Annotated in this window: 23 protein-coding genes and 1 riboswitch; of the genes, 15 read left to right on the top strand and 8 right to left on the bottom strand. The window is 63.1% G+C overall.

The genetic code is table 11. The annotated features are described in order from the left end of the window. Window positions 1-138 precede the first annotated feature (138 nt). Complete coding sequence (locus HV823_RS01340; protein ID WP_176947945.1) at window positions 139-726, bottom strand: TetR/AcrR family transcriptional regulator; 588 nt, start codon at window positions 724-726, stop codon at window positions 139-141. Window positions 727-851: 125 nt separating this feature from the next. Between HV823_RS01340 and HV823_RS01335 the strand changes: the two genes are divergently transcribed. The 3 genes from HV823_RS01335 to HV823_RS01325 are packed head-to-tail and all read left to right on the top strand — an operon-like array spanning window position 852 to window position 4155. After that, window positions 852-1310 (top strand): (2Fe-2S)-binding protein, encoded by a 459-nt coding sequence (locus HV823_RS01335; RefSeq protein WP_281373922.1) that lies wholly within the window; start codon window positions 852-854, stop codon window positions 1308-1310. Window positions 1311-1312: 2 nt separating this feature from the next. Continuing rightward, complete coding sequence (locus tag HV823_RS01330) at window positions 1313-3589, top strand: xanthine dehydrogenase family protein molybdopterin-binding subunit (RefSeq protein WP_176947943.1); 2277 nt, start codon at window positions 1313-1315, stop codon at window positions 3587-3589. Further along, window positions 3586-4155, top strand: a complete 570-nt coding sequence (locus HV823_RS01325; protein WP_246300635.1) for a hypothetical protein — start codon at window positions 3586-3588, stop codon at window positions 4153-4155. Before HV823_RS01330 ends, HV823_RS01325 begins: the two co-directional genes overlap by 4 nt. Before the next feature lie 27 nt (window positions 4156-4182). Here the strand turns inward: HV823_RS01325 and HV823_RS01320 are convergent, their stop codons facing one another. From HV823_RS01320 to HV823_RS01300, 5 genes are all read right to left on the bottom strand, one after another. Then, on the bottom strand, window positions 4183-5376 hold the full coding sequence (locus tag HV823_RS01320; protein ID WP_246300625.1) for an MFS transporter: 1194 nt from the start codon (window positions 5374-5376) through the stop codon (window positions 4183-4185). Between the two features lie 65 nt (window positions 5377-5441). Beyond that, window positions 5442-6260, bottom strand: coding sequence for a DeoR/GlpR family DNA-binding transcription regulator (locus HV823_RS01315; protein WP_176947941.1), 819 nt, complete (start codon window positions 6258-6260; stop codon window positions 5442-5444). A gap of 194 nt (window positions 6261-6454) precedes the next feature. Next, the gene (locus HV823_RS01310) at window positions 6455-7201 is read right to left on the bottom strand and encodes a Bax inhibitor-1/YccA family protein (RefSeq protein WP_176947940.1); all 747 of its coding nucleotides are present in this window, start codon (window positions 7199-7201) and stop codon (window positions 6455-6457) included. 248 nt (window positions 7202-7449) lie between these two features. Then, on the bottom strand, window positions 7450-10008 hold the full coding sequence (locus tag HV823_RS01305) for an ABC transporter permease (RefSeq protein WP_176947939.1): 2559 nt from the start codon (window positions 10006-10008) through the stop codon (window positions 7450-7452). Continuing rightward, complete coding sequence (locus tag HV823_RS01300) at window positions 10005-10721, bottom strand: ATP-binding cassette domain-containing protein (protein ID WP_176947938.1); 717 nt, start codon at window positions 10719-10721, stop codon at window positions 10005-10007. The genes HV823_RS01305 and HV823_RS01300 overlap by 4 nt, the downstream gene beginning before the upstream one ends. A 169-nt stretch (window positions 10722-10890) precedes the next feature. Here HV823_RS01300 and HV823_RS01295 point away from each other — a divergent pair, with 169 nt between their 5' ends. Together HV823_RS01295 and thpR are read left to right on the top strand one after the other, a co-directional pair. Continuing rightward, window positions 10891-11499 (top strand): arylesterase, encoded by a 609-nt coding sequence (locus tag HV823_RS01295; RefSeq protein WP_425487624.1) that lies wholly within the window; start codon window positions 10891-10893, stop codon window positions 11497-11499. Between the two features lie 87 nt (window positions 11500-11586). After that, window positions 11587-12168: an RNA 2',3'-cyclic phosphodiesterase gene (gene thpR / locus HV823_RS01290; RefSeq protein WP_176947936.1), complete on the top strand. Its 582-nt coding sequence runs from the start codon at window positions 11587-11589 to the stop codon at window positions 12166-12168. Here the strand turns inward: thpR and HV823_RS01285 are convergent. Then, window positions 12114-12593, bottom strand: coding sequence for a low molecular weight protein-tyrosine-phosphatase (locus HV823_RS01285; protein ID WP_176947935.1), 480 nt, complete (start codon window positions 12591-12593; stop codon window positions 12114-12116). The genes thpR and HV823_RS01285 overlap by 55 nt on opposite strands. 70 nt (window positions 12594-12663) lie before the next feature. Between HV823_RS01285 and HV823_RS01280 the strand changes: the two genes are divergently transcribed. From HV823_RS01280 to HV823_RS01270, 3 genes are all read left to right on the top strand, one after another. After that, entirely contained in the window at window positions 12664-12963 is a 300-nt protein-coding gene (locus tag HV823_RS01280) for a 4a-hydroxytetrahydrobiopterin dehydratase (RefSeq protein WP_176947934.1), read from the top strand. Window positions 12964-13069: 106 nt separating this feature from the next. Continuing rightward, the gene (locus HV823_RS01275; protein ID WP_176947933.1) at window positions 13070-13453 is read left to right on the top strand and encodes a YkvA family protein; all 384 of its coding nucleotides are present in this window, start codon (window positions 13070-13072) and stop codon (window positions 13451-13453) included. A gap of 339 nt (window positions 13454-13792) precedes the next feature. Further along, the gene (locus HV823_RS01270; protein ID WP_176947932.1) at window positions 13793-14296 is read left to right on the top strand and encodes an invasion associated locus B family protein; all 504 of its coding nucleotides are present in this window, start codon (window positions 13793-13795) and stop codon (window positions 14294-14296) included. Window positions 14297-14422: 126 nt separating this feature from the next. Here the strand turns inward: HV823_RS01270 and phaR are convergent, their stop codons facing one another. Beyond that, window positions 14423-15001, bottom strand: a complete 579-nt coding sequence (gene phaR / locus HV823_RS01265) for a polyhydroxyalkanoate synthesis repressor PhaR (protein ID WP_176947931.1) — start codon at window positions 14999-15001, stop codon at window positions 14423-14425. Between the two features lie 322 nt (window positions 15002-15323). Between phaR and HV823_RS01260 the strand changes: the two genes are divergently transcribed. From HV823_RS01260 to HV823_RS01230, 7 genes are all read left to right on the top strand, one after another. Next, window positions 15324-16502, top strand: coding sequence for an acetyl-CoA C-acetyltransferase (locus HV823_RS01260; RefSeq protein WP_176947930.1), 1179 nt, complete (start codon window positions 15324-15326; stop codon window positions 16500-16502). Window positions 16503-16606: 104 nt separating this feature from the next. Further along, window positions 16607-17332, top strand: coding sequence for a beta-ketoacyl-ACP reductase (gene phbB, locus HV823_RS01255; RefSeq protein ID WP_176947929.1), 726 nt, complete (start codon window positions 16607-16609; stop codon window positions 17330-17332). A gap of 194 nt (window positions 17333-17526) precedes the next feature. Further along, window positions 17527-18366: an AAA family ATPase gene (locus HV823_RS01250; RefSeq protein ID WP_176947928.1), complete on the top strand. Its 840-nt coding sequence runs from the start codon at window positions 17527-17529 to the stop codon at window positions 18364-18366. Between the two features lie 98 nt (window positions 18367-18464). Then, window positions 18465-18542: riboswitch (SAM riboswitch) on the top strand. Between the two features lie 59 nt (window positions 18543-18601). Then, entirely contained in the window at window positions 18602-19525 is a 924-nt protein-coding gene (metA, locus tag HV823_RS01245; protein ID WP_176947927.1) for a homoserine O-acetyltransferase MetA, read from the top strand. Window positions 19526-19529: 4 nt separating this feature from the next. Then, window positions 19530-19979 (top strand): GNAT family N-acetyltransferase, encoded by a 450-nt coding sequence (locus HV823_RS01240; RefSeq protein ID WP_176947926.1) that lies wholly within the window; start codon window positions 19530-19532, stop codon window positions 19977-19979. Window positions 19980-19984: 5 nt separating this feature from the next. After that, window positions 19985-21172, top strand: a complete 1188-nt coding sequence (locus HV823_RS01235) for a vWA domain-containing protein (RefSeq protein ID WP_176947925.1) — start codon at window positions 19985-19987, stop codon at window positions 21170-21172. Window positions 21173-21269: 97 nt separating this feature from the next. Then, the gene (locus HV823_RS01230; RefSeq protein WP_425487619.1) at window positions 21270-22292 is read left to right on the top strand and encodes an aldose epimerase family protein; all 1023 of its coding nucleotides are present in this window, start codon (window positions 21270-21272) and stop codon (window positions 22290-22292) included. The last annotated feature ends 106 nt before the right edge of the window (window positions 22293-22398 follow it).

Below are 22398 nucleotides of genomic sequence, written 5' to 3'. Positions count from 1 at the left end.
GTGGCCTTGCTGCTTGCGCCCATCGGCAGACATTGGCAGCGAAATGGGGGTTTTGTCCTCATTCAGGTGGAACAGGAAATGTGGCTTGTCAACTGCCGCGCCGGCATTGACGGCGAGTTGATGGCGCGGGCGATCCGCCTATCGCCCGACGGCTGCCGCCACGAGCCGGACGAGATCGGCGATCGCGCGCTCCGCGTCACCGAGCGAGGTCATGCGCATCTTGATCCCCTCCATGGTGTCGATGATCAGGCGGGCGAGCCTTGCCGGATCGAGGCCGCTCGCCGTGAAATCCAGCCGCCCTGCTTGCACCTCCGTGGCAAGAGCCTCGGCGAACGCCGCTTCCGCCCCTCCCATCCAGTCAACAAAGAGATCGGAGGCGATCTCCTTGTTGACGCCCAGCAGTTCGTCCCCGTGCGGAGAATCGCTGATCAGCCGGTGAGGGGAAAGAAAGGCGCCGTCGAGGGCGGCTGTGAGCTTGTCCCTGAACGCGCCGTCGCCGGCGAAGGCGGCGCTGATTGCCTGCAGCGTCGTTTCCTTCATCAGGACCACATAGGCGCGGAATATGTCGGCCTTGCTGTCGAAGTGCTGGTACAGGGCGGGACGGGAAAGCCCTGCGGCGGTGGCGATGTCACTCATGCTGGTGCGGCGGAAGCCGTAGGTGACGAAGACCTTGAAGGCGGCCTGCAGGATGAGGTCGCGGCGCGGATCGTCGTTTTTCGCTTCCATCTTTTGACGTTCTGACATTTTTTGTTATTTTGTCAAAGGCAATCGAATCCCGATAAAACCTATCATATCGAAAGACAGGCGGAAAAGCCGGTATACTGTCCGCAAAGCTCTGCGAGGAGGCGATGATGAAGCTGAACGTCAATGGCAGGGACCACGAGATCGAGGTCGAGCCCGAAATGCCGCTGCTCTGGGTCCTGCGCGACGAGCTTTCCATCCTCGGCCCCAAATTCGGTTGCGGCATCGCCCAATGCGGGGCGTGCACGGTCTTTCTGGACGGTGAGCCGGTGCGTTCCTGCTCGGTAACGGTCGGCGAGATTTCCGGGGCGGTGACGACCATCGAGGGGTTGATGCCAGACGGCCGGATGCATCCGGTCCAGCAGGCATGGCTCGACGAGCAGGTCGCCCAGTGCGGGTACTGTCAGGCGGGCCAGATCATGACCGCCGTGGCGCTGCTCGAGGCGATTCCCAACCCGACCGACGAGGATATCGACAACGCCATGTCCGGCAATCTCTGTCGATGCGGCACCTATCCGCGTATTCGCGCAGCCATCAGGCGCGCGGCCAGCGCCAATGCGGGAGCGTGACCATGGGAACGCTCGGAAAGATCGCGCGGCGCACCTTCCTGATCGGAACCGGCCTCGTCGCCGGTGGACTGGCCGTCGGCTACTACTATTATCACAGGCCCTATCCGAACCCGCTCGAGGGCGAACTCGAAGACGGCGAGGTGACCTTCAATCCCTACGTCAAGATCTCGCCGGACAATACCATCACGCTTGTCGCCCCGCGCGCGGAAATGGGGCAGGGCGTTTCCACGACCCTTGCCGCCCTCGTTGCCGAGGAACTGGACGTCCGCCTGGACCAGGTGATTGTCGAGCATGGGCCGGCGGGCCATGCCTATGCGAACACGACGATGCTGGAGGAGGGGGTGCCTTTCCCGCATTTCGACGAATCGACCATCGCCGAACTGATGCGGTCGGGGATGGCGGTTGCCGGCAAGTTCCTGGGCCTGCAGGGAACCGGCGGGTCAACCTCGATTGTCGACGGCTATTACAAGATGCGGCAGGCGGGTGCGGCGGCGCGCGAGGTGATGAAGCTTGCGGCGGCGAAGCGGCTCGGTGTGGAGCCCGGCACGCTCTGGACGGCGGACGGCGCGATCACCGATCCCGCGTCCGGCAAGATCTTCACCTATGGCGAACTGGCTGCCGAGGCGGCGGCGCTTGCACCGCCATCGGAGATCCGTCTGCGCGAGAAGGCGGACTGGAAGATCCTCGGCAAGCCGCAGAAACGGATCGACATGCGCGCCAAGGTGACCGGCGCACCGATCTTCGGCATCGACGTGCGCCTGCCGGAGATGCTGTTTGCGACGTTGCGAATGAACCCGTACCGCGGTGGGCCAATTGTGGGGCTCGAGGCAAGCGCGGCCGAGAAGATGCGCGGCGTGGTCAAGGTGATCAGGCTGGAAACGAGCATCGCCAACGGCTTTGCGGTGATCGCGGACAATACCTGGCGGGCGTTTCAGGCGGCGGACGCGGTTCAGGCCGAATGGGGAAAGGGCGCCTACCCTCCTGATGATGCCGGCATTTTCGATGCGCTCGACGAAGCGCTCAAGAGCGGCGAGGCCAGCTACGGGCGCGACGACGGCAATGTCGAGAGGGCGTTCGCCGATGCGCCGCGCGAGCGGATCGTCGAGGCGGAGTACCGCGTGCCCTATCTTGCGCACGCGACGATGGAGCCGATGAATGCGACCGCACGGCTGAAGGACGGTCGGCTCGACATCTGGGCGCCTAACCAGATGCCGACACTGGTGCGCCAGCTCGCCGCGAAGGCCGTCGGGATCGAGACGGAGAACTGTTTCGTCCACACCACCTATCTCGGCGGCGGTTTCGGCCGGCGGGGCGACGTCGACTATGCAATCTACGCGGCGCTGGTCGCGAAGGAGACTGACGGCAGGCCGGTTCAGGTCACCTGGACGCGCGAAGAGGACACGCAGCAGGACATGTATCGCCCGGCGGCTGTCGGCCGTTTCCGCGCCAGGCTTGGAGACGACGGCCTGCCGGTTGCCGTGGACATGCGCATCGCCGCGCCGTCGATCATCGCCAGCATCCTGCCGCGCTACTTTCCGAGCCTCTCGCCCGTCGGGCCGGACAAGTCGATCACCGACGGTTCGGCGAACCAGCCCTATGTGATCGCCAATTATCGGGTCGGCGGCGTCAAGGCGCCCGTTGCGATCCCGGTCGGTTTCTGGCGGTCGGTCGGCAACTCCTTCAACGGTTTCTTCCACGAGGGTTTTCTCGACGAGATCGCCGTGGCCGGAAAGCTGGATCCGCTGGACATGCGTCGCAAGCTGATGGCGGCCTATCCGACCGCCGTCAACGTCGTCGACAAGGTCGCGGCCATGTCCCGCTGGGGCGAGACGCTGCCTGCGGGCACAGCCAAGGGGTTCGCCTTCACGCTTTCCTTTGGCACCTGGGTCGCCCAGGTGGTGCAGGTTACCGATGTCGGCGGCAGGGTCAGGATCGAGAAGGTCTGGTGCGCCGCCGATCCCGGCCAGGTCATGGATCCCGCAATCTTCGAGGCGCAGATGATGTCCGGGATCGTTTACGGCTTGTCGTCAGCGATCGGTGAGGAGATCACCTTTGCCGACGGCGCCGTGCAGCAGTCGAATTTCCATGACTACGGGCCGATGCGGATGTTCCAGTGTCCGCAGATCGAAGTCGGTCTGCTTGAGACGGCGCATCGCATGGGCGGGGCGGGCGAACCCGGTACGCCACCCGCGATCGCGGCCCTTGCGAACGCCGTGCATGCCCTTACCGGAAAGCGCATCCGCTCCATGCCGTTGTCGAAGGAAGTGGAGTTCGTATGATGCGTCGGCACCTTTCCGCAATCGGCCTTGCGGCGGCGGTCTTTTTTCTGCCTGCAGCCTCCGCCGGCGCACAGGATGCGGGGCTTGAGGCGTGGGAGAAGATCTATGGCGTCTTCTCGCACCCCCGTTGCGCCAACTGTCACGTCGAGGACGAGCGCCCGCGTTGGTCTGGCGCTCACTATGGCGCAACGCGCGTTCACGGCATGAACGTCCGGCGCGGCCCAGACGGCTTTGGCAATGCCGGCATGCGCTGCTTCACCTGTCATCAGCAGGACAACGCCGCCCAATTGCATGGCCCGCCGGGCGCGCATGGATGGCATCTGGCACCGGCAGAGATGGTCTGGTGGCAGAAGTCGTCGCGGGAGATCTGCGAGCAGGTGAAGGATCCCGCGCGCAATGGCAACCGCACCCTGGAAGAAATCGCAACCCATGTGCGGGACGACGGGCTCGTCGCCTGGGGCTGGGCGCCCGGCAAAGGGCGGGAGCCCGCGCCGGGGTCGGCAGAGGAGACCTACCTGTTGCTGCAGCAGTGGGCGGCGGCCGGAGCGCCGTGCCCGGCGAAGTGACCGCCACTCATCTGGCAGCCGGCCGGGTCAGTCCTTGTGCCGCACGTCGGCGTGGACGGCATGACGGGAGAGCAGGAGCACGACCAGCAGCAGAATAGGCAAGGTCGAGAAGACCCAGGCGAAGCTCGTATGCTCGGCGATGAAGCCGATCGTGGAGGGGGCGAAGAGCGAACCGGAGTAACCCATCACGGTTGCCACCGACAGCGCCACGCCCTGGGCGAAGCCCGGCAGGTTGCCGGCCGCGGAGAAGGCGATCGGGACCATGTTGGAAATGCCGATGCCGCAGACGGCAAAACCGGCCATTGCCACATAGGCGTTCGGTGCCAAGCCCGCGATCACCATTCCGACGATCGCAAGCAACGTAGAGACGCGCAGCGTCGTCACCGCACCGAGGCGGTCGCGCACGTGATCGCCGGCAAAGCGCATGATCGCCATGGTGGCGGAGAATGCGCCGAAGGCGAAGCCGGAGAGCGCCAGCGACGCGCCGAGTTCGTCGCGCATATAGAGCGCGCCCCAGTCGAGGATCGAACCTTCCGGGATCATGCTGAAAAGAGCCATCAGGCCGATCAGCCAGGGCAATGGCGTCAGCGGCAGGCGCGCCTTCTGGCGGCCTTCGGCTGCATGGGGCTTGTCCGGCAGGATCGAGGTCCAGACGGCGGCGAGGGCGGCAAGCGCGATCACCGTGAGCAAAAGGGCGTGGCCGAAGGTGCCGATGGTCTCGATCAGGAAGCCGCCGGTCGTGGCCCCGAAGAATGCACCGAGGCTCCAGAAGGCGTGACAGGAGGACATGATCGCCCGCCGCATCGATTTTTCCACCTCCACGGCGTTTGCGTTCATCGCGATATCCATCGCGCCCGTCAGCCCACCGAACAGGAAGAGGGCGCCGGCCCCGGTCCAGACGTTGGGGGCGATCGAGAGGAGAACGAGCGTCGGCAGGAATATAAGGGTCGCCGCCTTCAGCGAGCGCGACGCGCCCAGATGGGCGATCAGAATGCCCGCCAGCGGCATGAGGATAATGGATCCGATGCCGAAGCCGACGATCATCAGGCCGAGCTGTGTTTCGCTCAAGGAGAGGCGGCTGGCGAATTCCGGTATCTTCGTCGACCAGGCGCCCATATAGGTGCCGTTCAGCAGGAACAGTGCCGAGACTGCTATCCGCGTGGCGGGAAAATAGGCTGAACGGGATGCGGTCGAGGTCGCCGCGTTCTCTTGAATGCTCATCGTGAATTCCAGTTTCCCAGGCGCGGTCGTCGCGAGCCGCATACGGTATCGCCACCGCGTGACAGCTACGAAGTGGCGTTGTTTCGCGTGCGCCGGACTGGGCGCGCCGCCGTCAGTGCAGCCCGCGTGATGCGCAAACCGGCTGCGGCAAATTCTTCGACTTCCCGCCCATCTGCATCCGCTTCTAACACGGCATGGTCGAGGCGGGAGAGGGCAACCACGGAGTAGGGGGCAGCCATGGCAAGTTTGTCGTTGGTGACGGCGGTCAGGACCGCCTGGCTGCGAAGCGCCACGAACCGCTTGAACTCGGCCTCTTCGAAACTGAAGGCCGTGACGCCCGCGTCGGGATGCAGGCCGCAGGCCCCGAGTATGCAGAGGTCCGGACGCAGAGCCTCGGCATCGAGAAGGGCTTTGGCACCGGCCGCCGCGCCGGTCTTCCTGTCGATCGGTCCGCCGATCTGAATGACGTCGATCCCGGCGTTGTCGATCAGAGCTGCCGCGATCGCCGGGGCATTCGTCGCGACCGTCAGCTGCCGGTCTGCGGGAAGCGCCCGGGCGATCGCCAGATTGGTGCTGCCGGAATCGAGGAAGATGGCGGAACCCGCAGCGACGAATGGAACCACGGCCCGCGCCAGCGCGTCCTTGCGCTCGGTGTTCGTGCCTGTGCGTTCGCTGAACGTGGTTTCTGCGGCCGGAGGAAGCGCGCCGCCATAGACGCGGCGGCAAAGGCCGGCAGCGGCCATCTCGCGCAGGTCGCGGCGGATCGTGTCTTCCGAGACGCCCAGTTCCGCGGCAAGGTCTGCCGCGATGACGCGACCGTGCAGGGCAAGCCGCTTTTCGATAAGGCTCTGGCGCTCCCCGAGCAGCAAATCCAGAACTGACATCGCTCCTCCAATCATGTATCAACGTGCGTAACTACGCACAATCATGCAGACGGATCAAGAGGAGATTTTGCCTGGTGCCAGATGGCCTATCGCCAGGAAGGCGATTTCCATGCCGCTGGCCAAAACTAAAAACCCCGCCGGAACCGGCAGGGTGAAATGTCTTACAGTGCCTGTTCGACCGAAGTCGAAGCCTGTTAGTCGTTGCGGTTTCCGAGGAAACGCAGCAGGAACAGGAACAGGTTGATGAAGTCGAGGTAAAGCGTCAGGGCGCCCATGATCGCCTTGCGACCGGCAACCGCTACCTCGTCTGCTTCGTAGTACATTTCCTTGATCTTCTGCGTATCCCAGGCCGTCAGGCCGGCGAATACGAGAACGCCGATCGCGGAGATCGCGAAATCGAGAGCCGAAGACTGCAGGAAGATATTGACGAGCGAGGCGATGATCAGGCCGAACAGACCCATCACCATGAACGTGCCCATGCCGGAGAGATCACGTTTCGTCGTGTAGCCGTACAGCGACAGGGCGCCGAAGGCTGCAGCCGTGACGAAGAAGGTCTGTGCGATGCTGGCGCTGGTGTAGATCATGAAGATCGACGACAGCGACAGGCCCATCAGGCCGGCATAGACCCAGAAGGTCATCTGCGCGGCTGAAACGCTCATCGTATGGATGCGGAAGCTCAGGAAGAAGACCAGCGCCAGCGGAGCGAGCATTACGACCCACTTCAGCGGGCTGACGTAGATCGCCTGACCGAACGCGGTGAGCTGGCCGCCCGAGAAGGCAGCCTGCGATGCGAAGAACGCGACGACGCCGGTGATCGCAAGCCCCAATGCCATCAGGTTGTAAACCCTCAGCATATAGGCGCGAAGCCCCTCGTCGACGACCGCACCGGCCTGTGCGCCGGTGTTCGTCATTCGCGTCTGATAATTGCGAAAATCAGCCATTTTTTCCTCTCAAAAGCCCCGTTAGTTGCTACGGTGTCGGGTATCCCGTCCAATCCATTCCGGATCGCGGTATCTTTCGGGCTGTCCGGTCCAGGACCAGATTCAGCCCGCACACCCAGGCGCCGCTGCGGGGCTCCAGCATGCCTTTCGTCAATATGAGCACGAACACGGCCGACTACAAGTGGCAATAGCCCGCGCTCGATCAAATTCACGCGAGGTGACGGCCGGAAACTGGGCGATTTCAAAGGCTAAAGCTCGCGCAAAACCGGTGCCGCCTTCTGTCCGAGAACGCGCCACGTGCCCGCCAGGCCAATGCCGACGGTCATCAGCAGCGCGATCACCACCGTCATGACCGCAACATCGGGCAGGAAGCTCGAAGGCAGCGTCATGATCCGGCTCACGACGAACCAGGCGGCGATGCCGCCCGAGAAGAGCGCGAAGACGGCGGTGGCGAGGCCCAGCATCATGTACTCATAGCTGAAGGCACGGATCAGCGTCGTGCGCGTGGCGCCGAGCGTCTTCAGCACCACTGCATCATGCGTCCGCGCCCGGTTTCCGGCCGCAAGCGCGCCGGCAAGGACAAGGACCGAGGCAACCAGGGCCACGGCGGCGGCGGCGCGCACGGCGGTGGCGAGCTGCCCCATCAGTTCGTTGACGATGTCGAGCGCGTCCTTCACCCGCACGCTGGTGATCGTCGGATAGGCGTTGGTTATCGCCCGCAGCGTGCTGGCCTCCTGCTGCGCGGTGGCGTTCGGGTCGATCATCGTCGCAAGCCAGGCATGTGGTGCGCCTGCGAATGTGTTGGGCGAAAAGACCATGACGAAGTTGATCGACAGCGATTCCCATTCGACATTACGGAAGTTGGCGATGCGGGCGGTGATGTTGCGGCCCAGCACATTGACGGTGACGGTGTCGCCGACCTTCAGGCCAAGCTCGCCCCCTTCCTCCGCGGAGAAGGAGACGAGAGGCTCTCTGGAATAGTCGGCTGGCCACCATTCGCCCGAAGCCAATGTGGAATTCTCCGGCAGGTTTTTCGCATAGGTGATGCCGCGGTCCCCCTGCAGGACCCAGCGGCCGGAGGCCGGCACATTGCGGCGCGAGACGTCTTCGCCGTTGAAGGCGGTGATCCGGCCGCGCAGCATCGGTACCTCGACGACCTTGCCGTCGGGCATGTTATCCGACAGCACCTTGCGGAAGCCGTCGAGGTCGTTTCGCTGGATGTCGATGAAGAAGAAATTCGGCGCGCGTTCGGGCAGGCTACCGGTCAGTTCCCGGCGCAGATTTCCGTCGATCAGTGTCAGGGTGACGAGCAGCGCCAGGCCAAGTCCGAGGGACAGGACCACGGACGGCGTCAATGCGCCGGGCCGGTGGATGTTGCCGATCGCAAGCCTGAGCGCCGGCGAATTGACCCGCGGCGCGCGCCGCGCGAGCGCGGTCACCAGATAGGCGACGAGCCGCAGCACCACGAAGGCGAACGTGATCGCGCCCAAAAACACGAAGGCGATGTAGCGGTCGTAGGCCGTCCAGACGGCGAGCCCGGCCAGGGCCGCCAGGAACAGGCCGGCGCCGGCGATATAGGGCCACGCCGGCAGGCGGGTGCGCTCGAATCCCTGCTCGCGGAACAGCGCGGTTGCAGGCACTTCGCGTGCGTGGCCGAGCGGCATGACGGCAAAGGCAAGGGCCGTGATAATGCCGAAAGCCGCCGCCAGCGCCAGCGCGCTGGGGTAAAGCGTGATCTGCGAGGGTATCGGGAGGACACCCTCCAGGAAACGCGTTGCGACGACGGGAATGATTGCACCGAGCACGAGGCCGACGGCGATGCCGATCACGGCGATCAGAACGATCTGGATAAGATAGATCGCCGAAATCAGGCGCGCTGGAGCGCCAAGGCACTTGAAGGTCGCGATCACGCCGCGTTTGGTCTCGAGATAGGCGCGCACCGCATTGGCGACGCCGACCCCGCCGACGATCAGCGCCGTGAGGCCGACCAGCGTCAGGAACTGGGAAAAGCGCGTGATGTTGTTGGTCAGCGAGGGTGTCGCGTTGTTGCTGGCGCGGATGGACCAGCCGGCAGACGGAAACGCCTTTTCCGCGGCCTTGCGGATGTCGGAGAGCTTTTTCGCATTCGGCTGGTCGAGACGGATCTTGTACTGGTTCTCCACGAGGCTGCCCGTCTGCACGAGGCCGCTTGCGGCAAGCGCTTCGCCGGACACCATCAGGCGTGGCGCAAGGCCGAAGCCGTCGGAGAGGGCGTCGGGTTCGCTGTCGATCGTGGCCATGATCCTGACCCGCGCATTGCCGAGAAGCAGGTCGTCGCCCACGCGGATTCCGAGGCGCTCCAGCAGCAGGGGGGCTGCGAGGGCGCCGAACCTCTGGCCATCCTTGGCAAAGAGCGCGGTGGTGGGTGCGGTCGGCGTGGTCTCGAGCGTTCCGTAAAGCGGATAGGCCCCGTCGACGGCCTTAAGCTCCACCAACGCCTGATCGGATCCATCCGGCAGGCGCGCCATCGAGCGCAGTCCGGCCGACACGGCAACCGCGCCGAGGCCGTCGAAATAGGCACGCTCCTCGGCGGTCGCGACCCGGTTTCTCAGCTGGAAGCGGAGATCACCTGCAAGAAGCGACTGCCCCTGCGTCTCGATCGAGCCGCTGATCGCGCTCGACACCGAGTTCACGCCGGCGATCGCCGCCGTCCCCAGCGCGATGCAGGCGAGGAAGATGTAGAAGCCGCGAAGCCCGCCGCGCATCTCGCGCAGGGCCAGGCGAAAGGCCAGCGGCAGCCAGGCTGTGGGGGACGATGCCCCGCTCATGCCGTCACCCGCTTTCCGGCGGGAGCGGCCGATGTCTCGGAAGCGTCGACGATCTGCCCGGAGCGCATGCGGACCTGTCGGCCGCAGCGGGCGGCGAGGGCCGGATCGTGGGTTACGAGCACGAGCGTCATGCCGCGCCGCTCCTGTTCGGCAAAGAGCAGGTCGGAGATCTGGCGGCCGGTGTCGCCGTCGAGGTTGCCGGTCGGCTCATCGGCGATCAGCAGCCTCGGCTGCGGCGCAAGAGCGCGCGCAATTGCGACGCGCTGCTGCTCGCCGCCGGAGAGCTGGCCGGGATAGTGCGAAAGCCGCTGGCCAAGTCCCACCGCCTCGAGCTCCTTGCGGGCGATCTCGAAGGCATCTCGGACATTGGCAAGCTCGAGCGGAACCGCCACGTTTTCAAGTGCGGTCATATTGGGAATGAGATGGAAGGATTGGAAGACAATGCCGATGTTTCGGCCACGGAAATCGGCGACCTGGTCCTCGCTCAACGCGTGCAGGGCGGCCCCGCCGATGGTGATCTCGCCGGCATCGAGGCGCTCCAGCCCGGCCAGAACCATCAGCAGCGTCGATTTGCCCGATCCCGACGGGCCGACGATGCCGACCGATTCGCCGGCTGCAATCGAAAGGTCGATCTGCTTCAGCACGTGCACAGAAGCGGCGTCCTGCCCCAGAGTGAGATCGGCCTTTTTGAGATCGATGATGGTTTCGCCCACGAAAATCTATCCTATATCTTGATGCAAAGCGGGATCGGCCGGGAAACTGCTCGCCCGCCGGTGCCGAATTCGCGCACCTCACCCCCGGCGGTTCCGGACTGCGGAGCTGTGCCAGCAACTTAGGATCAGCGAAATGCCGTTTAAAGCCACTCACGGAATTTTCATCGCCATGGCGCTTGCCATGCTGGCGCTGGCCCGCCCGGCTGCGGCCGAACCGGTCCAGATCGTCGGCTTCGGCGACAGCCTGATGGCGGGTTACGAGCTTCCGGCCGAGGCGGCGTTTCCGGTGCAGCTGGAACGGGTGCTGAAGGAGAAGGGGCTGGACGTCGCCATCGCCAATGCCGGCGTATCGGGCGATACCACCTCGGGCGGGCTGGCGCGGATCGAGTGGTCGGTGCCGGACGGAACGAGGGGAGTGATCCTGGAACTGGGCGCCAATGATGCGCTCCGCGGCATCGCGCCTGAACAGACGGAACAAAATCTCGAGAAGATGGTTTCGGATCTCAAGAAACGTGGCATCGCCGTCCTGCTCGTCGGCATGCTCGCTCCGCCGAACATGGGAGCGGAGTATGCCGAACGCTTCAACGGTATCTACGGGCGCATCGCCGAAAAGCATGAAGTCCCGCTCTACCCATTCTTTCTCGACGGGGTGGTGACCCATGCCGATTTGCAGCTCGACGATGGCATGCATCCGAACGAGAAGGGCGTTTCCGTCATGGTCGAGAAGATGCTGCCGACAGTTGAGCAATTTCTAAAAAGCCTGGGGGTAAGCGGCTAAGGGTTTTCGCGGGTGCGAAATTGGAGTTGCGCAGAGGGGTAATGCGTGATTCCCTGAGCATACGAACACAGATTCGGGGAGCTCGCCATGCCGAGACTTTTTGTTGCCCTCGAAGTGCCGCGTAACGCCGCCATGAGCCTTTCATTGCTCCGTGGGGGCCTTCCGGGAGCCCGCTGGATCGACGTCGAAAACTTCCACATCACATTGCGGTTCATCGGCGATATCGACGGCCGTACCGCCGATGAGGTGGTCGACCGGCTCGATCGCATCGAAAGACCCGAGTTCCAGCTATCTCTGTCGGGCGTCGGATCCTTCGGTTCGAAGAAGCCGCATTCCATCTATGCCGGCGTGACGCCGGCCCCGGAAATGTATGCCCTGCAGGCGGAGATTGAACGCATCTGCCAGAGGCTCGGCCTTCCCGCCGATCCGCGGAAATTCACCCCGCACGTCACCCTCGCCCGGTTGCGGAACGCCCGTCTCGACGATGTGGTCGGTTATCTTTCGGGGCGCGGCAACTTCTTCTCTTCGCCCTTCATGGTGAATCGCTTCGTGCTGATGTCGTCGAAGGAATCGGTCGGCGGCGGTCCGTATGTGACGGAGGAAGTCTTTCCGCTCTATGAGAGTGGATGGTCGCTCGGCCCCTCGACGATGGTCGCGCATCCGCGGTAAAGCAAACGGTAGACCGCCTCGAAATCGGCATGCCCACCGAAATAGGGGTCCGGCACGTCATCTGTTGCGCCGAGCGTATGGGTGCAGAAAAGCTCGATGGTGGCGCGGCTGCCCTCAGGCGCCAGTTCGCGCAGCGTCTGCAGGTTGCTGCCGTCCAACGCCAGAATCAGGTCGAAGCGATCGAAATCGTCATTCGCAACCCTTCGAGCCTTCAAGTTCGAGATGTCGACGCCATGGCCGGCGGCAACCGAAATGGCGCGCCTGTCTGGCGGATCGCCGATATGCCATGCACCCGTTCCGGCAGAATCGATAACAAAGTCGTGATGGCGGCCCTCCCTTTCGACCAGGTGGCGCAGAATCCCCTCCGCCAGGGGAGAGCGGCAGATGTTGCCGAGGCAGACAAAGAGGATGGAACGCTGCGCCAATGGAGCCTCCGAAGATGAAGGTAGGCAAATTATCTGCTAAGACGGGGCCCCGCAACGGAGGATGTCGTCGATGAAGCACGAGAAGCTCAGCACCGAAGCCATCACGTCCAGTCTCGCCGTACTCGAGGGCTGGAAGCTCGAGGACGACGGTCTTGCCATTGCCAAATCGTTCAAGTTCAAGAATTTCGGCGCCGCATTCGCCTTCATGACAGAGGTCGCGCAAGCCGCCGAGCGGCTCGATCATCATCCCGAGTGGTTCAACGTCTACAATCGCGTCGATGTGCGCCTGACGACCCATTCGGCCGGCGGGGTCACCGCGCTCGATTTCCGGTTGGCCGAAGCGATGGAGAAGGCGGCCCGCATCCATTGAGATGCTTGGTCGGGGGAGATGCTTGCTACGCAGAAGCGGCATTCCCATATTATTTGCATGGCGCTCGTGGGCGTGTGTCCGCGAGTGAGTGTGGCGGAGTGTCGGAATGGACGATGTGAAGATCGGAGAAATTCTGTTGCCCGGTGACGACGAGGAGCAGGAAGGGCAGCGCCAGCGCGTCCGCAAGCGCTTCTGGCCCGTGCTGAAGCGTGCCATCCGGCAGATCCCGTTCAGCCGCGATCTCGTTGCCGCTTATTTCTGCGCCCTCGATCCGCGTACGCCAGCACGCGTGCGCGGCATCCTGCTGGCTGCACTGGCCTACTTCGTTCTTCCGATCGACGGGATCCCCGATTTTCTTGCCGTTGTCGGCTTTTCCGACGACATCGCGGTTCTGACGGCAGCTTTTGCCGCCATACGCGGGCATATCCGCGAGGACCACTACGAATCGGCCGACCGGGCGATGATGGATGGCCTGCAGGACACCGTCTGAAGGCTTTAGTCACCTCCTTGTTCCTCGCTTACCAAAGGCGTGCATGCTCTGGGGAGCGGGCATTTCCGCCGCTGATGACGGCTGTCAAACTCTTGCCCGAATCTTTGTGAACACCATCATGCGATGGGATGGGCTTTTTCACCGGCGACTGGGCGGCCCGGACTGTGAATGCTGAGGCAATTTGCATTGTCGAGGCGTTCATAGTAACCGCGGGGTCAACGAAATAAGCATCCGTTGACGTTTTGGTAACCAGAATTAAGTCAAATTAAATCAAATCGTGACCATGCGAGGGCCACGTCCGCGTCCGGGCGACGATAGCAAGACAATCGGCAGGGAATCATGTTTGTAAGAAAGATCGCAACCGCACTCACCTTCGTCGCAGCAACGGCCGGCGTTGCTCTGGCGCAGTCACCGACGCGCATACAGCAATTCAACGCCTGGGGCGCCTACTCATACCAATCCAGCAACGGCAAGGTCTGCTACGTCCTGTCCGTGCCGAAGGAAAAGGCTCCGACCGGCGTCGACCACGGCGATATCTTCTTCCTCGTGTCGCAGCGCCCGGGCCAGAATATCTCCTACGAGCCGCAGGCGATGATGGGCTATCCGCTGCAGGACAACTCGAAGGTCAACGTCGTCATCGACGGCCGCACCTTCGTCATGTTCACCAAGGGCAATTCCGCCTGGGTCGAAAACGCCGCCGAAGAACCGGCTCTGGTCGCGGCGATGAAGTCGGGCAAGGACATGTCGGTCAAGGCGACCTCTCGCCGCGGTACCGGCACCTCCTACTCCTATTCGCTGGCGGGCATTTCAGCAGCGCTGAAGCAGATCGAAGGCTGCAAGTAAGCGCCACTGCAACCTCCATGACAAAGGGCCGGTCGTTCCGAGACCGGCCCTTTTGTTTTCCGAGGTGTAGCTGTCGGATCAAACGCCCGCCGTCGGCAGTGGATTCCGCGCCGGCCGGCCCATCGCTCAGCCCAGATTGTCGAGCTTGGATTGCAGCGCGCGAAGCTGTTCCTTCAGCTCGTCGATGTCCTTTGCTTCCGCCTTCTTCGTTTCCTTCGGCTGCGGAGCGTTCATGAAGGGCGAAAACATCTGCATCGCCTTGTGGAATATTTCGGTGTTGCGGCGAACCTGTTCCTCGACGAGTTGCATCGGCATCTGCAGGTTCTTGCCGAGCGGCGTGTCGCCGAAGGCCTTGTTGATCTGCTCGCGCATCTGCGACTGCTGCTCGGTGAACGCCTGCATCGAATGCTCGAGATAGCTCGGCACGACCATCTGCATCTGGTCGCCGTAGAAGCCGATCAACTGGCGCAGGAAGGAGATCGGCAGGAGCGTGTTGCCTGTCTTCGACTCCTGCTCGAAAATGATCTGTGTGAGAACCGAATGTGTGATGTCCTCTCCCGACTTCGCGTCCTGGACGATGAAGTTCTCCCCCTTCTTCACCATCACCGCGAGATCGTCGAGCGTGACGTAAGTGCTTGTTCCGGTATTGTAGAGGCGCCGGTTCGCATATTTCTTGATTGTGATCGGGCTGTCGTTCTTGGCCATCTGGGTCTCCTCATCCCCGTGTTCCAATCGCTCTGTGCGTCTTGAGTATCCTCAAAAAAGTACAGCATAACAAACCCTTTGTGCGTTGCGGTGAAAAAATGCTGCGCAATATGCGCGGCGCTTGCGAAGCGTCGGCCGCAATAGCGCCCCATGGCCGGACAAGCCGTTTGACTCTCCCCCAAAGCTTTGACAGTTTTGCCTTGAGGCGATTGCCGGAACAGGCGGCCGAATGGCCGGATCGGCAATCGGAAGGGCATGCCAAGCCTACACGGCGGGAACAAGCCGCGGGCGGAAATGCGACCCAGATCTTGAGGAGACACCCATGGCCAACTCTATCGTCATCGCAAGCGCGGCCCGTACGGCGGTCGGCGCCTTCAACGGCGCGTTTGCCAATACGCCCGCCCATGAACTCGGAGCCGCGGCGATATCCGCCGTCCTGGAACGCGCCGGCGTTTCGGCGGGCGAAGTGGACGAGGTCATCCTCGGCCAGGTGCTGGCGGCGGGCGAAGGCCAGAATCCGGCCCGCCAGGCCGCGATGAAGGCCGGCGTGCCGCAGGAGAAGACGGCCTGGGGCATGAACCAGCTCTGCGGATCCGGCCTTCGGGCAGTCGCCCTCGGCATGCAGCAGATCGCGACCGGCGACGCCGGCATCATCGTTGCCGGCGGCATGGAATCCATGTCGATGGCGCCCCACTGCTCCCACCTGCGCGCCGGCGTGAAGATGGGCGATTTCAAGATGATCGACACGATGATCAAGGACGGCCTGACCGACGCCTTCTACGGTTACCACATGGGCATTACCGCCGAGAACGTCGCCAAGAAGTGGCAGCTTTCGCGCGAGGAACAGGACATCTTTGCCGTTGCCTCGCAGAACAAGGCGGAAGCCGCCCAGAAGGAAGGCCGCTTCAAGGACGAGATCGTCCCCTTCACGGTCAAGACGCGCAAGGGCGACGTGATTGTCGACAGCGACGAGTACATTCGACATGGCGCCACGATGGATGCGATGGCCAAGCTGCGGCCCGCCTTCGACAAGGAAGGCACGGTCACCGCAGCGAACGCTTCCGGCATCAACGACGGTGCTGCGGCGGCATTGCTGATGAGCGAGGCCGAGGCTGCGCGACGCGGCATCCAGCCGCTGGCCCGCATCGTTTCCTGGGCCACTGCCGGCGTCGATCCCCAGATCATGGGCACCGGCCCGATCCCCGCGTCTCGCAAGGCGCTGGAGAAGGCAGGTTGGAAAGTCTCGGATCTTGACCTGGTCGAAGCCAACGAAGCGTTCGCGGCCCAGGCCTGCGCAGTCAACAAGGATCTCGGCTGGGATCCGACAATCGTCAACGTCAACGGTGGCGCGATCGCCATCGGCCACCCGATCGGTGCTTCGGGAGCACGCGTGCTCAACACGCTGCTGTTCGAAATGAAGCGTCGAGGCGTCTCCAAGGGCCTGGCGACGCTCTGCATCGGTGGCGGCATGGGCGTCGCCATGTGCGTGGAACGGATGTAAGTTTCGGCTAACGTCATTGTCACGAACCATCCGCCGCATCCGGACGCGATGCTATATTGCACCGCGCCCGGCCAAACCAAAAAATCTCGACAGGGGAGGCAGGCATGACGAGGGTAGCTCTGGTAACGGGTGGAACGCGGGGTATCGGCGCCGCGATATCGGTTGCGCTGAAGCAGGCGGGATACACGGTCGCCGCCAATTATGCCGGCAATGACGAGGCGGCAAACGCCTTCAAGGCCGAGACCGGCATCCCGGTCTACAAATGGGACGTGTCCAGCTATGAGGCGTGTGCAGCCGGCATCGCCAAGGTCGAGGCGGATCTTGGTCCGGTCGACGTGCTCGTGAACAACGCCGGCATCACGCGCGACGCCATGTTCCACAAGATGACGCCGCAGCAGTGGGGAGAGGTGATCGGCACCAACCTGACGGGTCTGTTCAACATGACCCATCCCGTCTGGAGCGGCATGCGCGATCGCGGCTTCGGCCGCGTCATCAATATTTCTTCCATCAACGGCCAGAAGGGCCAGATGGGGCAGGCGAACTATTCCGCGGCCAAGGCCGGCGATCTCGGCTTCACCAAGTCGCTCGCCCAAGAGGGTGCGGCCAAGGGTGTTACCGTCAACGCCATCTGCCCGGGCTATATCGGCACCGAGATGGTCCGTGCGGTGCCCGAGAAGGTCCTGAACGAGCGCATCATTCCACAGATCCCGGTCGGCCGGCTTGGCGAACCGGAGGAGATCGCCCGTTGCGTGGTCTTCCTTGCTTCGGACGATGCGGGCTTCATCACCGGCTCGACGATCTCTGCCAATGGTGGGCAATTCTTCGCCTGAGATAGGCGCATTACAACGAGATCAGCCCCGTCGCGTTGTCGCACGCGGCGGCCACGCGCGCCGCGGACCCTTTGGAGCAGTTCCGGCAGGGTGCATTATCCGTTTGTTTTTCCGCAGTTTGGGGTGCAAATCCGCTTCGCACTTTTGCTGAAATTGCCTTAGATGGCGAGGCAACGCGGAGGCAATGACAGGGCATGCAGTTTTCCGGAACAGCCGACTATGTCGCCGACAAGGACCTGATGATAGCGGTCAACGCCGCGATCCGGCTGGAACGTCCGCTGCTGGTGAAGGGCGAGCCCGGCACCGGCAAGACGGAACTCGCGCGCCAGGTTGCGACGGCGCTTGGGCTCGACCTGATCGAATGGAACGTCAAGTCGACCACGAAGGCCCAGCAGGGGCTCTACGAGTACGACGTGGTGACGCGCCTGCGCGACAGCCAGCTTGGCGACGAGCGGGTGAACGACGTTCGCAACTACATCCGCAAGGGCAAGCTGTGGCAGGCCTTCGAGGCGCCGCGGAAGACAGTGCTTCTGATCGACGAGATCGACAAGGCCGATATCGAGTTCCCGAACGATCTGTTGCAGGAGCTCGACCGGATGGAATTCCACGTCTACGAGACGAGCGAGATGGTGTCGGCGGCAAACCGGCCGATCGTCATCATCACTTCCAACAATGAAAAGGAACTGCCGGACGCCTTCCTGCGCCGCTGCTTCTTCCACTATATCCGCTTTCCCGATGCGGAGACGCTCGGCCGCATCGTCGAGGTCCATTATCCCGGTATCCGCAAATCGCTGCTCCAGGCAGCGCTTTCGGCATTCTTCGATATCCGCGAGACGCCGGGCCTCAAGAAGCGCCCCTCGACCTCGGAGGCTCTCGACTGGATCCGCCTGCTCGTCGCAGACGACGTCGAGCCCGCCGATTTGCGGACGGACCCGAAGACGATGCTGCCAAAGCTCTACGGCGCGCTTCTCAAGAACGAACAGGACGTTCACCTTTTCGAGCGACTGGCTTTCATGGCGCGGCGGGACGGGTAATTCTTCCGCCGTTCGGGCTTCGCCTGAGAACGACCCGCCCGCCGGCTTTCGCGCTTCCATTGCCGATGTTGATTCCGGAGCGCTCAAGCGCTATCTAGTCTTCGTTCCGTGGTGATTTGGCCGGCCGGCTTGCAGCCACGTTAAAGAAGTCGCTAAAGGGCCGCGAGAAGGGGCCTTCCCGTGGACCGGTTGCGACGAAAATCGCCGCCGGTTTTTTGTTTTTGTCGAGTGAGCCATGCCCATCAAGATTCCCGATACGCTGCCCGCATTCGAAACCCTCGTGCATGAGGGCGTGCGGGTGATGACCGAGACGGTGGCTGTCCGCCAGGACATCCGCCCGCTGCAGATCGGGCTGCTGAACCTCATGCCGAACAAGATCAAGACCGAGATCCAGATGGCGCGGCTGGTTGGCGCGTCGCCGCTGCAGGTGGAGCTTTCGCTCGTGCGCGTCGGCGGCCACAAGGCGAAGAACACCTCGGAAGAACACCTGCTGGCCTTCTACGACACCTGGGAGGAGATCAAGCATCGCAAGTTCGACGGCTTCATCATCACCGGCGCACCGATCGAGACGCTGGAGTATGAGGACGTCACCTACTGGGACGAGATGAAGCAGATCCTCGACTGGACCGTCACCAACGTTCATTCGACATTGAACGTCTGCTGGGGTGCGATGGCGGCGATCTATCACTTCCATCAGGTGCCGAAATACACCCTCGAGGAGAAGGCGTTCGGTGTCTTCCGCCATCACAACCGCAATCCCTCCTCGGTCTTCCTGAGCGGCTTCTCCGACGATTTCCAGATCCCGGTATCGCGCTGGACGGAGGTGCGGGCTGCGGACATTCGCAAGCATCCGGAACTGGAAATCCTGATGGAGTCCGATGAGACCGGCGTCTGCTTCGTGCAGGAAAAGGCAGGCAAGCGTCTCTACGTCTTCAACCATGTCGAATACGATTCGACCTCCTTGGCCGACGAGTATTTCCGTGACGCGGATGCCGGGGTGCCGATCAAGCTGCCGAAGAACTACTTCCCGCACAACGATCCGGCGATCGCCCCCTTGAATCGCTGGCGAAGCCATGCACACCTCCTGTTCGGCAACTGGATCAACCAGATGTACCAGACGACGCCCTATGAGCTGGACAGGATCGGCACGGAAGGATGACGGGATGAGCGGCCTCGAAGTCAGACCCCTGAAGCTGAGCGACGAGGCCGAATGGCGGCGGTTGTGGACGGCCTATCTCGCCTTCTATGAGACAAGCCTGCCCGAGGAAGTCTTCCGGAAGACCTTTGCCCGCCTGACGGGCGACGACGGCGCGTCGATGGCCGGCCTGCTTGCGGTGTCGGACGGAAGGGCGGTCGGGCTGGCGCATTTCCTGTTTCATCGCAGCACCTGGTCGACCGGCGACGTCTGCTATCTCCAGGACCTCTATGCCGATCCCGAAGTCCGTGGCACCGGCATCGGGCGCGCTCTGACCGAGGCCGTCTATGAAAGGGCGGCTGCGGCGGGTGCGCCTGAGGTCTACTGGCTGACGCAGGAATTCAACGCCACAGCCCGCCGGCTCTACGACAGGATTGCCGACAAGACCCCGTTCATCGTCTATCAGAAGACCCTCTGACGGCCATGTTCATATCCTTCTTCCTGGCCCTGCGGGCGGCGAAGGTTCCGGTTACGCTCCGGGAGTTCCTGACGCTGCTCGAAGGCCTGGAGGCGGGGCTTGCCGCCTTCGACGTCGAAGCCTTCTACTATCTTGCCCGCAGTGTGTTGGTGAAGGACGAGCGTTTCATCGACAGGTTCGACCGCGTCTTCGCGGAGAGCTTCAAGGGGCTCGATGCCGTGTCCGGCGGCACGCCCGACGCGATCGACGTCAACACACCTGTCGAGTGGCTGCAGAAGCTGGCAGAGAAGTACCTCACCGACGAGGAGAAGCGGCTGATCGAGAGCCTCGGCGGCTTCGAACGCCTGATGGAGACGTTGAGGGAGCGGCTTGCCGAGCAGAAGGGGCGCCACCAGGGCGGCTCGAAATGGATCGGTACTGCCGGCACCTCGCCCTTCGGGGCCTTCGGCTACAATCCCGAAGGCATCCGGATCGGGCAGGACGCCTCGCGCCACCGCAGGGCCGTCAAGGTCTGGGATCGTCGCGAATTCAAGGACTACGACGATACCGTCGAACTCGGTACGCGCAACATCAAGGTGGCTTTGAAGCGTCTTCGCAAATGGGTGCGCGAAGGGGCAGCAGACGAGCTTGACCTGCAGGGCACGATCCGTTCGACCGCCGAGCACGGCTATATCGACGTGGTGACCCGCCCGGAGCGCCGCAACGCCGTGAAGCTTCTGATGTTCTTCGACGCGGGCGGATCGATGGAAACGCATGTGCGCGTCGTCGAGGAGCTTTTCTCGGCCGCCCGCTCCGAGTTTCGGCACATGGAGCACTTCTACTTTCACAATTGCGCCTATGAAGGCGTGTGGAAGGACAACCGCCGCCGCCGCGTCGACGTCACGCCGACGCTCGATCTCATCCGCACCTATGGCGGCGACTATCGTCTCATCTTCGTCGGCGACGCCTCCATGAGCCCCTACGAGATCACCCATCCGGGCGGATCGGTAGAGCACTGGAACAAGGAAGCCGGCGCGGTATGGCTGTCGCGGCTGACGACGCATTTTCCACACGCGATCTGGATCAATCCGGTCCCGCAGGGGCATTGGCGCCACACCCAGTCGATTGCGATGATCAGCCGGCTGATGTTCGGTCGCATGTTCCCGCTGACCCTGGCGGGCCTGCAGGCGGCCACCAGGGAGTTGTCGCGCTGACGCCGCCATTTGCCTGCTGCCATTTGTATGATTTTTTGATTGCCCCGTCTGTCCATTTGCCGCAGTTTGCCCGCGCAAATCGGAAATGCCGGGAGGAATGTCGATGGCTGCGGAAAATGAAGTATTTGGCCGTCTGGAAGATGGTGAGGCGGTCTATCGGGTGACGATCACCGGCGGCGGCCTGACCGCGAAGGTGCTGACCTGGGGCGCGGTTATTCAGGATCTCCGGCTGGAGGGGCACCAGCCGCCGCTTGTCCTCGGGCTTGAAAACCTGGCCGACTATGTCGCCCATTCGCCCTACTTCGGTGCTACCCCCGGACGCAATGCCAACCGGATCGCAAACGGCCGGTTCGAGATCGACGGCCACCCCTGCCAGCTCGAGCTGAACGAACGCGGCGTCACCCATCTCCATGGCGGCAGCGACGGGATGGGAAGGCGAAACTGGCAGCTGGTCGAGCAGTCGGACAGCCATGTGGTGCTGCACATCGTCGATCCGGCCGGTCGCGCCGGCTATCCCGGCACCAGCACGACGACCTGCACCTATCGCCTGACCGGGACCGGAACGCTGTCGGTTGTCTACGAGACGACCAGCGACGCGCCGACCATCGCCAATGTCTGCCAGCACAGCTATTTCAATCTCGACGGCAGCAGCGACGCGTTCGATCACGAGATCAGCATCGCCGCCGACCGCTACCTGCCGGTGGACGACCGCCTGATCCCCACAGGCGAGATCCGCCCCGTCGAGGGAACCCCGTTCGACCTGCGAGAGATGGCGTCGATGCGGCGGCAGACGGAAGCTGGCGGCGTGGCATTCGACCACAACTTCTGCCTCGCGCCCGAACGCCGCGCCAAGACTGTGGCCGCATTCGTTCGCAGCGCAAACTCCGGCGTCTCGCTCGAGGTGAGGACGACGGAGCCGGGTGTGCAGCTCTATACCGGTGCAATGGTGAATGTGCCCGTGCCGGGGCTGGAAGGCCGGACATACGGCCCCTTCGCCGGCTTCTGCCTGGAGACGCAGATCTGGCCGGATTCCGTCAACCACCCCACCTTCCCCAAGGCGGTCCTGCGGCCAGGCGAGATCTTGCGGCAGGAGACGGACTACGTTTTCAGCAAGCGCTGACGGTGGAGGCAACTGGTGCCGCACGGGTGAACTGATCACGCCTTTTCGCGAACCTGCTTCCGGTGGCGAGGTTCTGCACAGAAATTTGCCGTAGGCGGACGGCGTC

The organism is Mycoplana rhizolycopersici (genome assembly GCF_013378445.1).
Classification (GTDB): Bacteria; Pseudomonadota; Alphaproteobacteria; order Rhizobiales; family Rhizobiaceae; genus Mycoplana; species Mycoplana rhizolycopersici.
The sequence above is the reverse complement of the archived record's forward strand: the minus strand, read 5'-3'. Positions and strand labels throughout refer to the sequence as shown.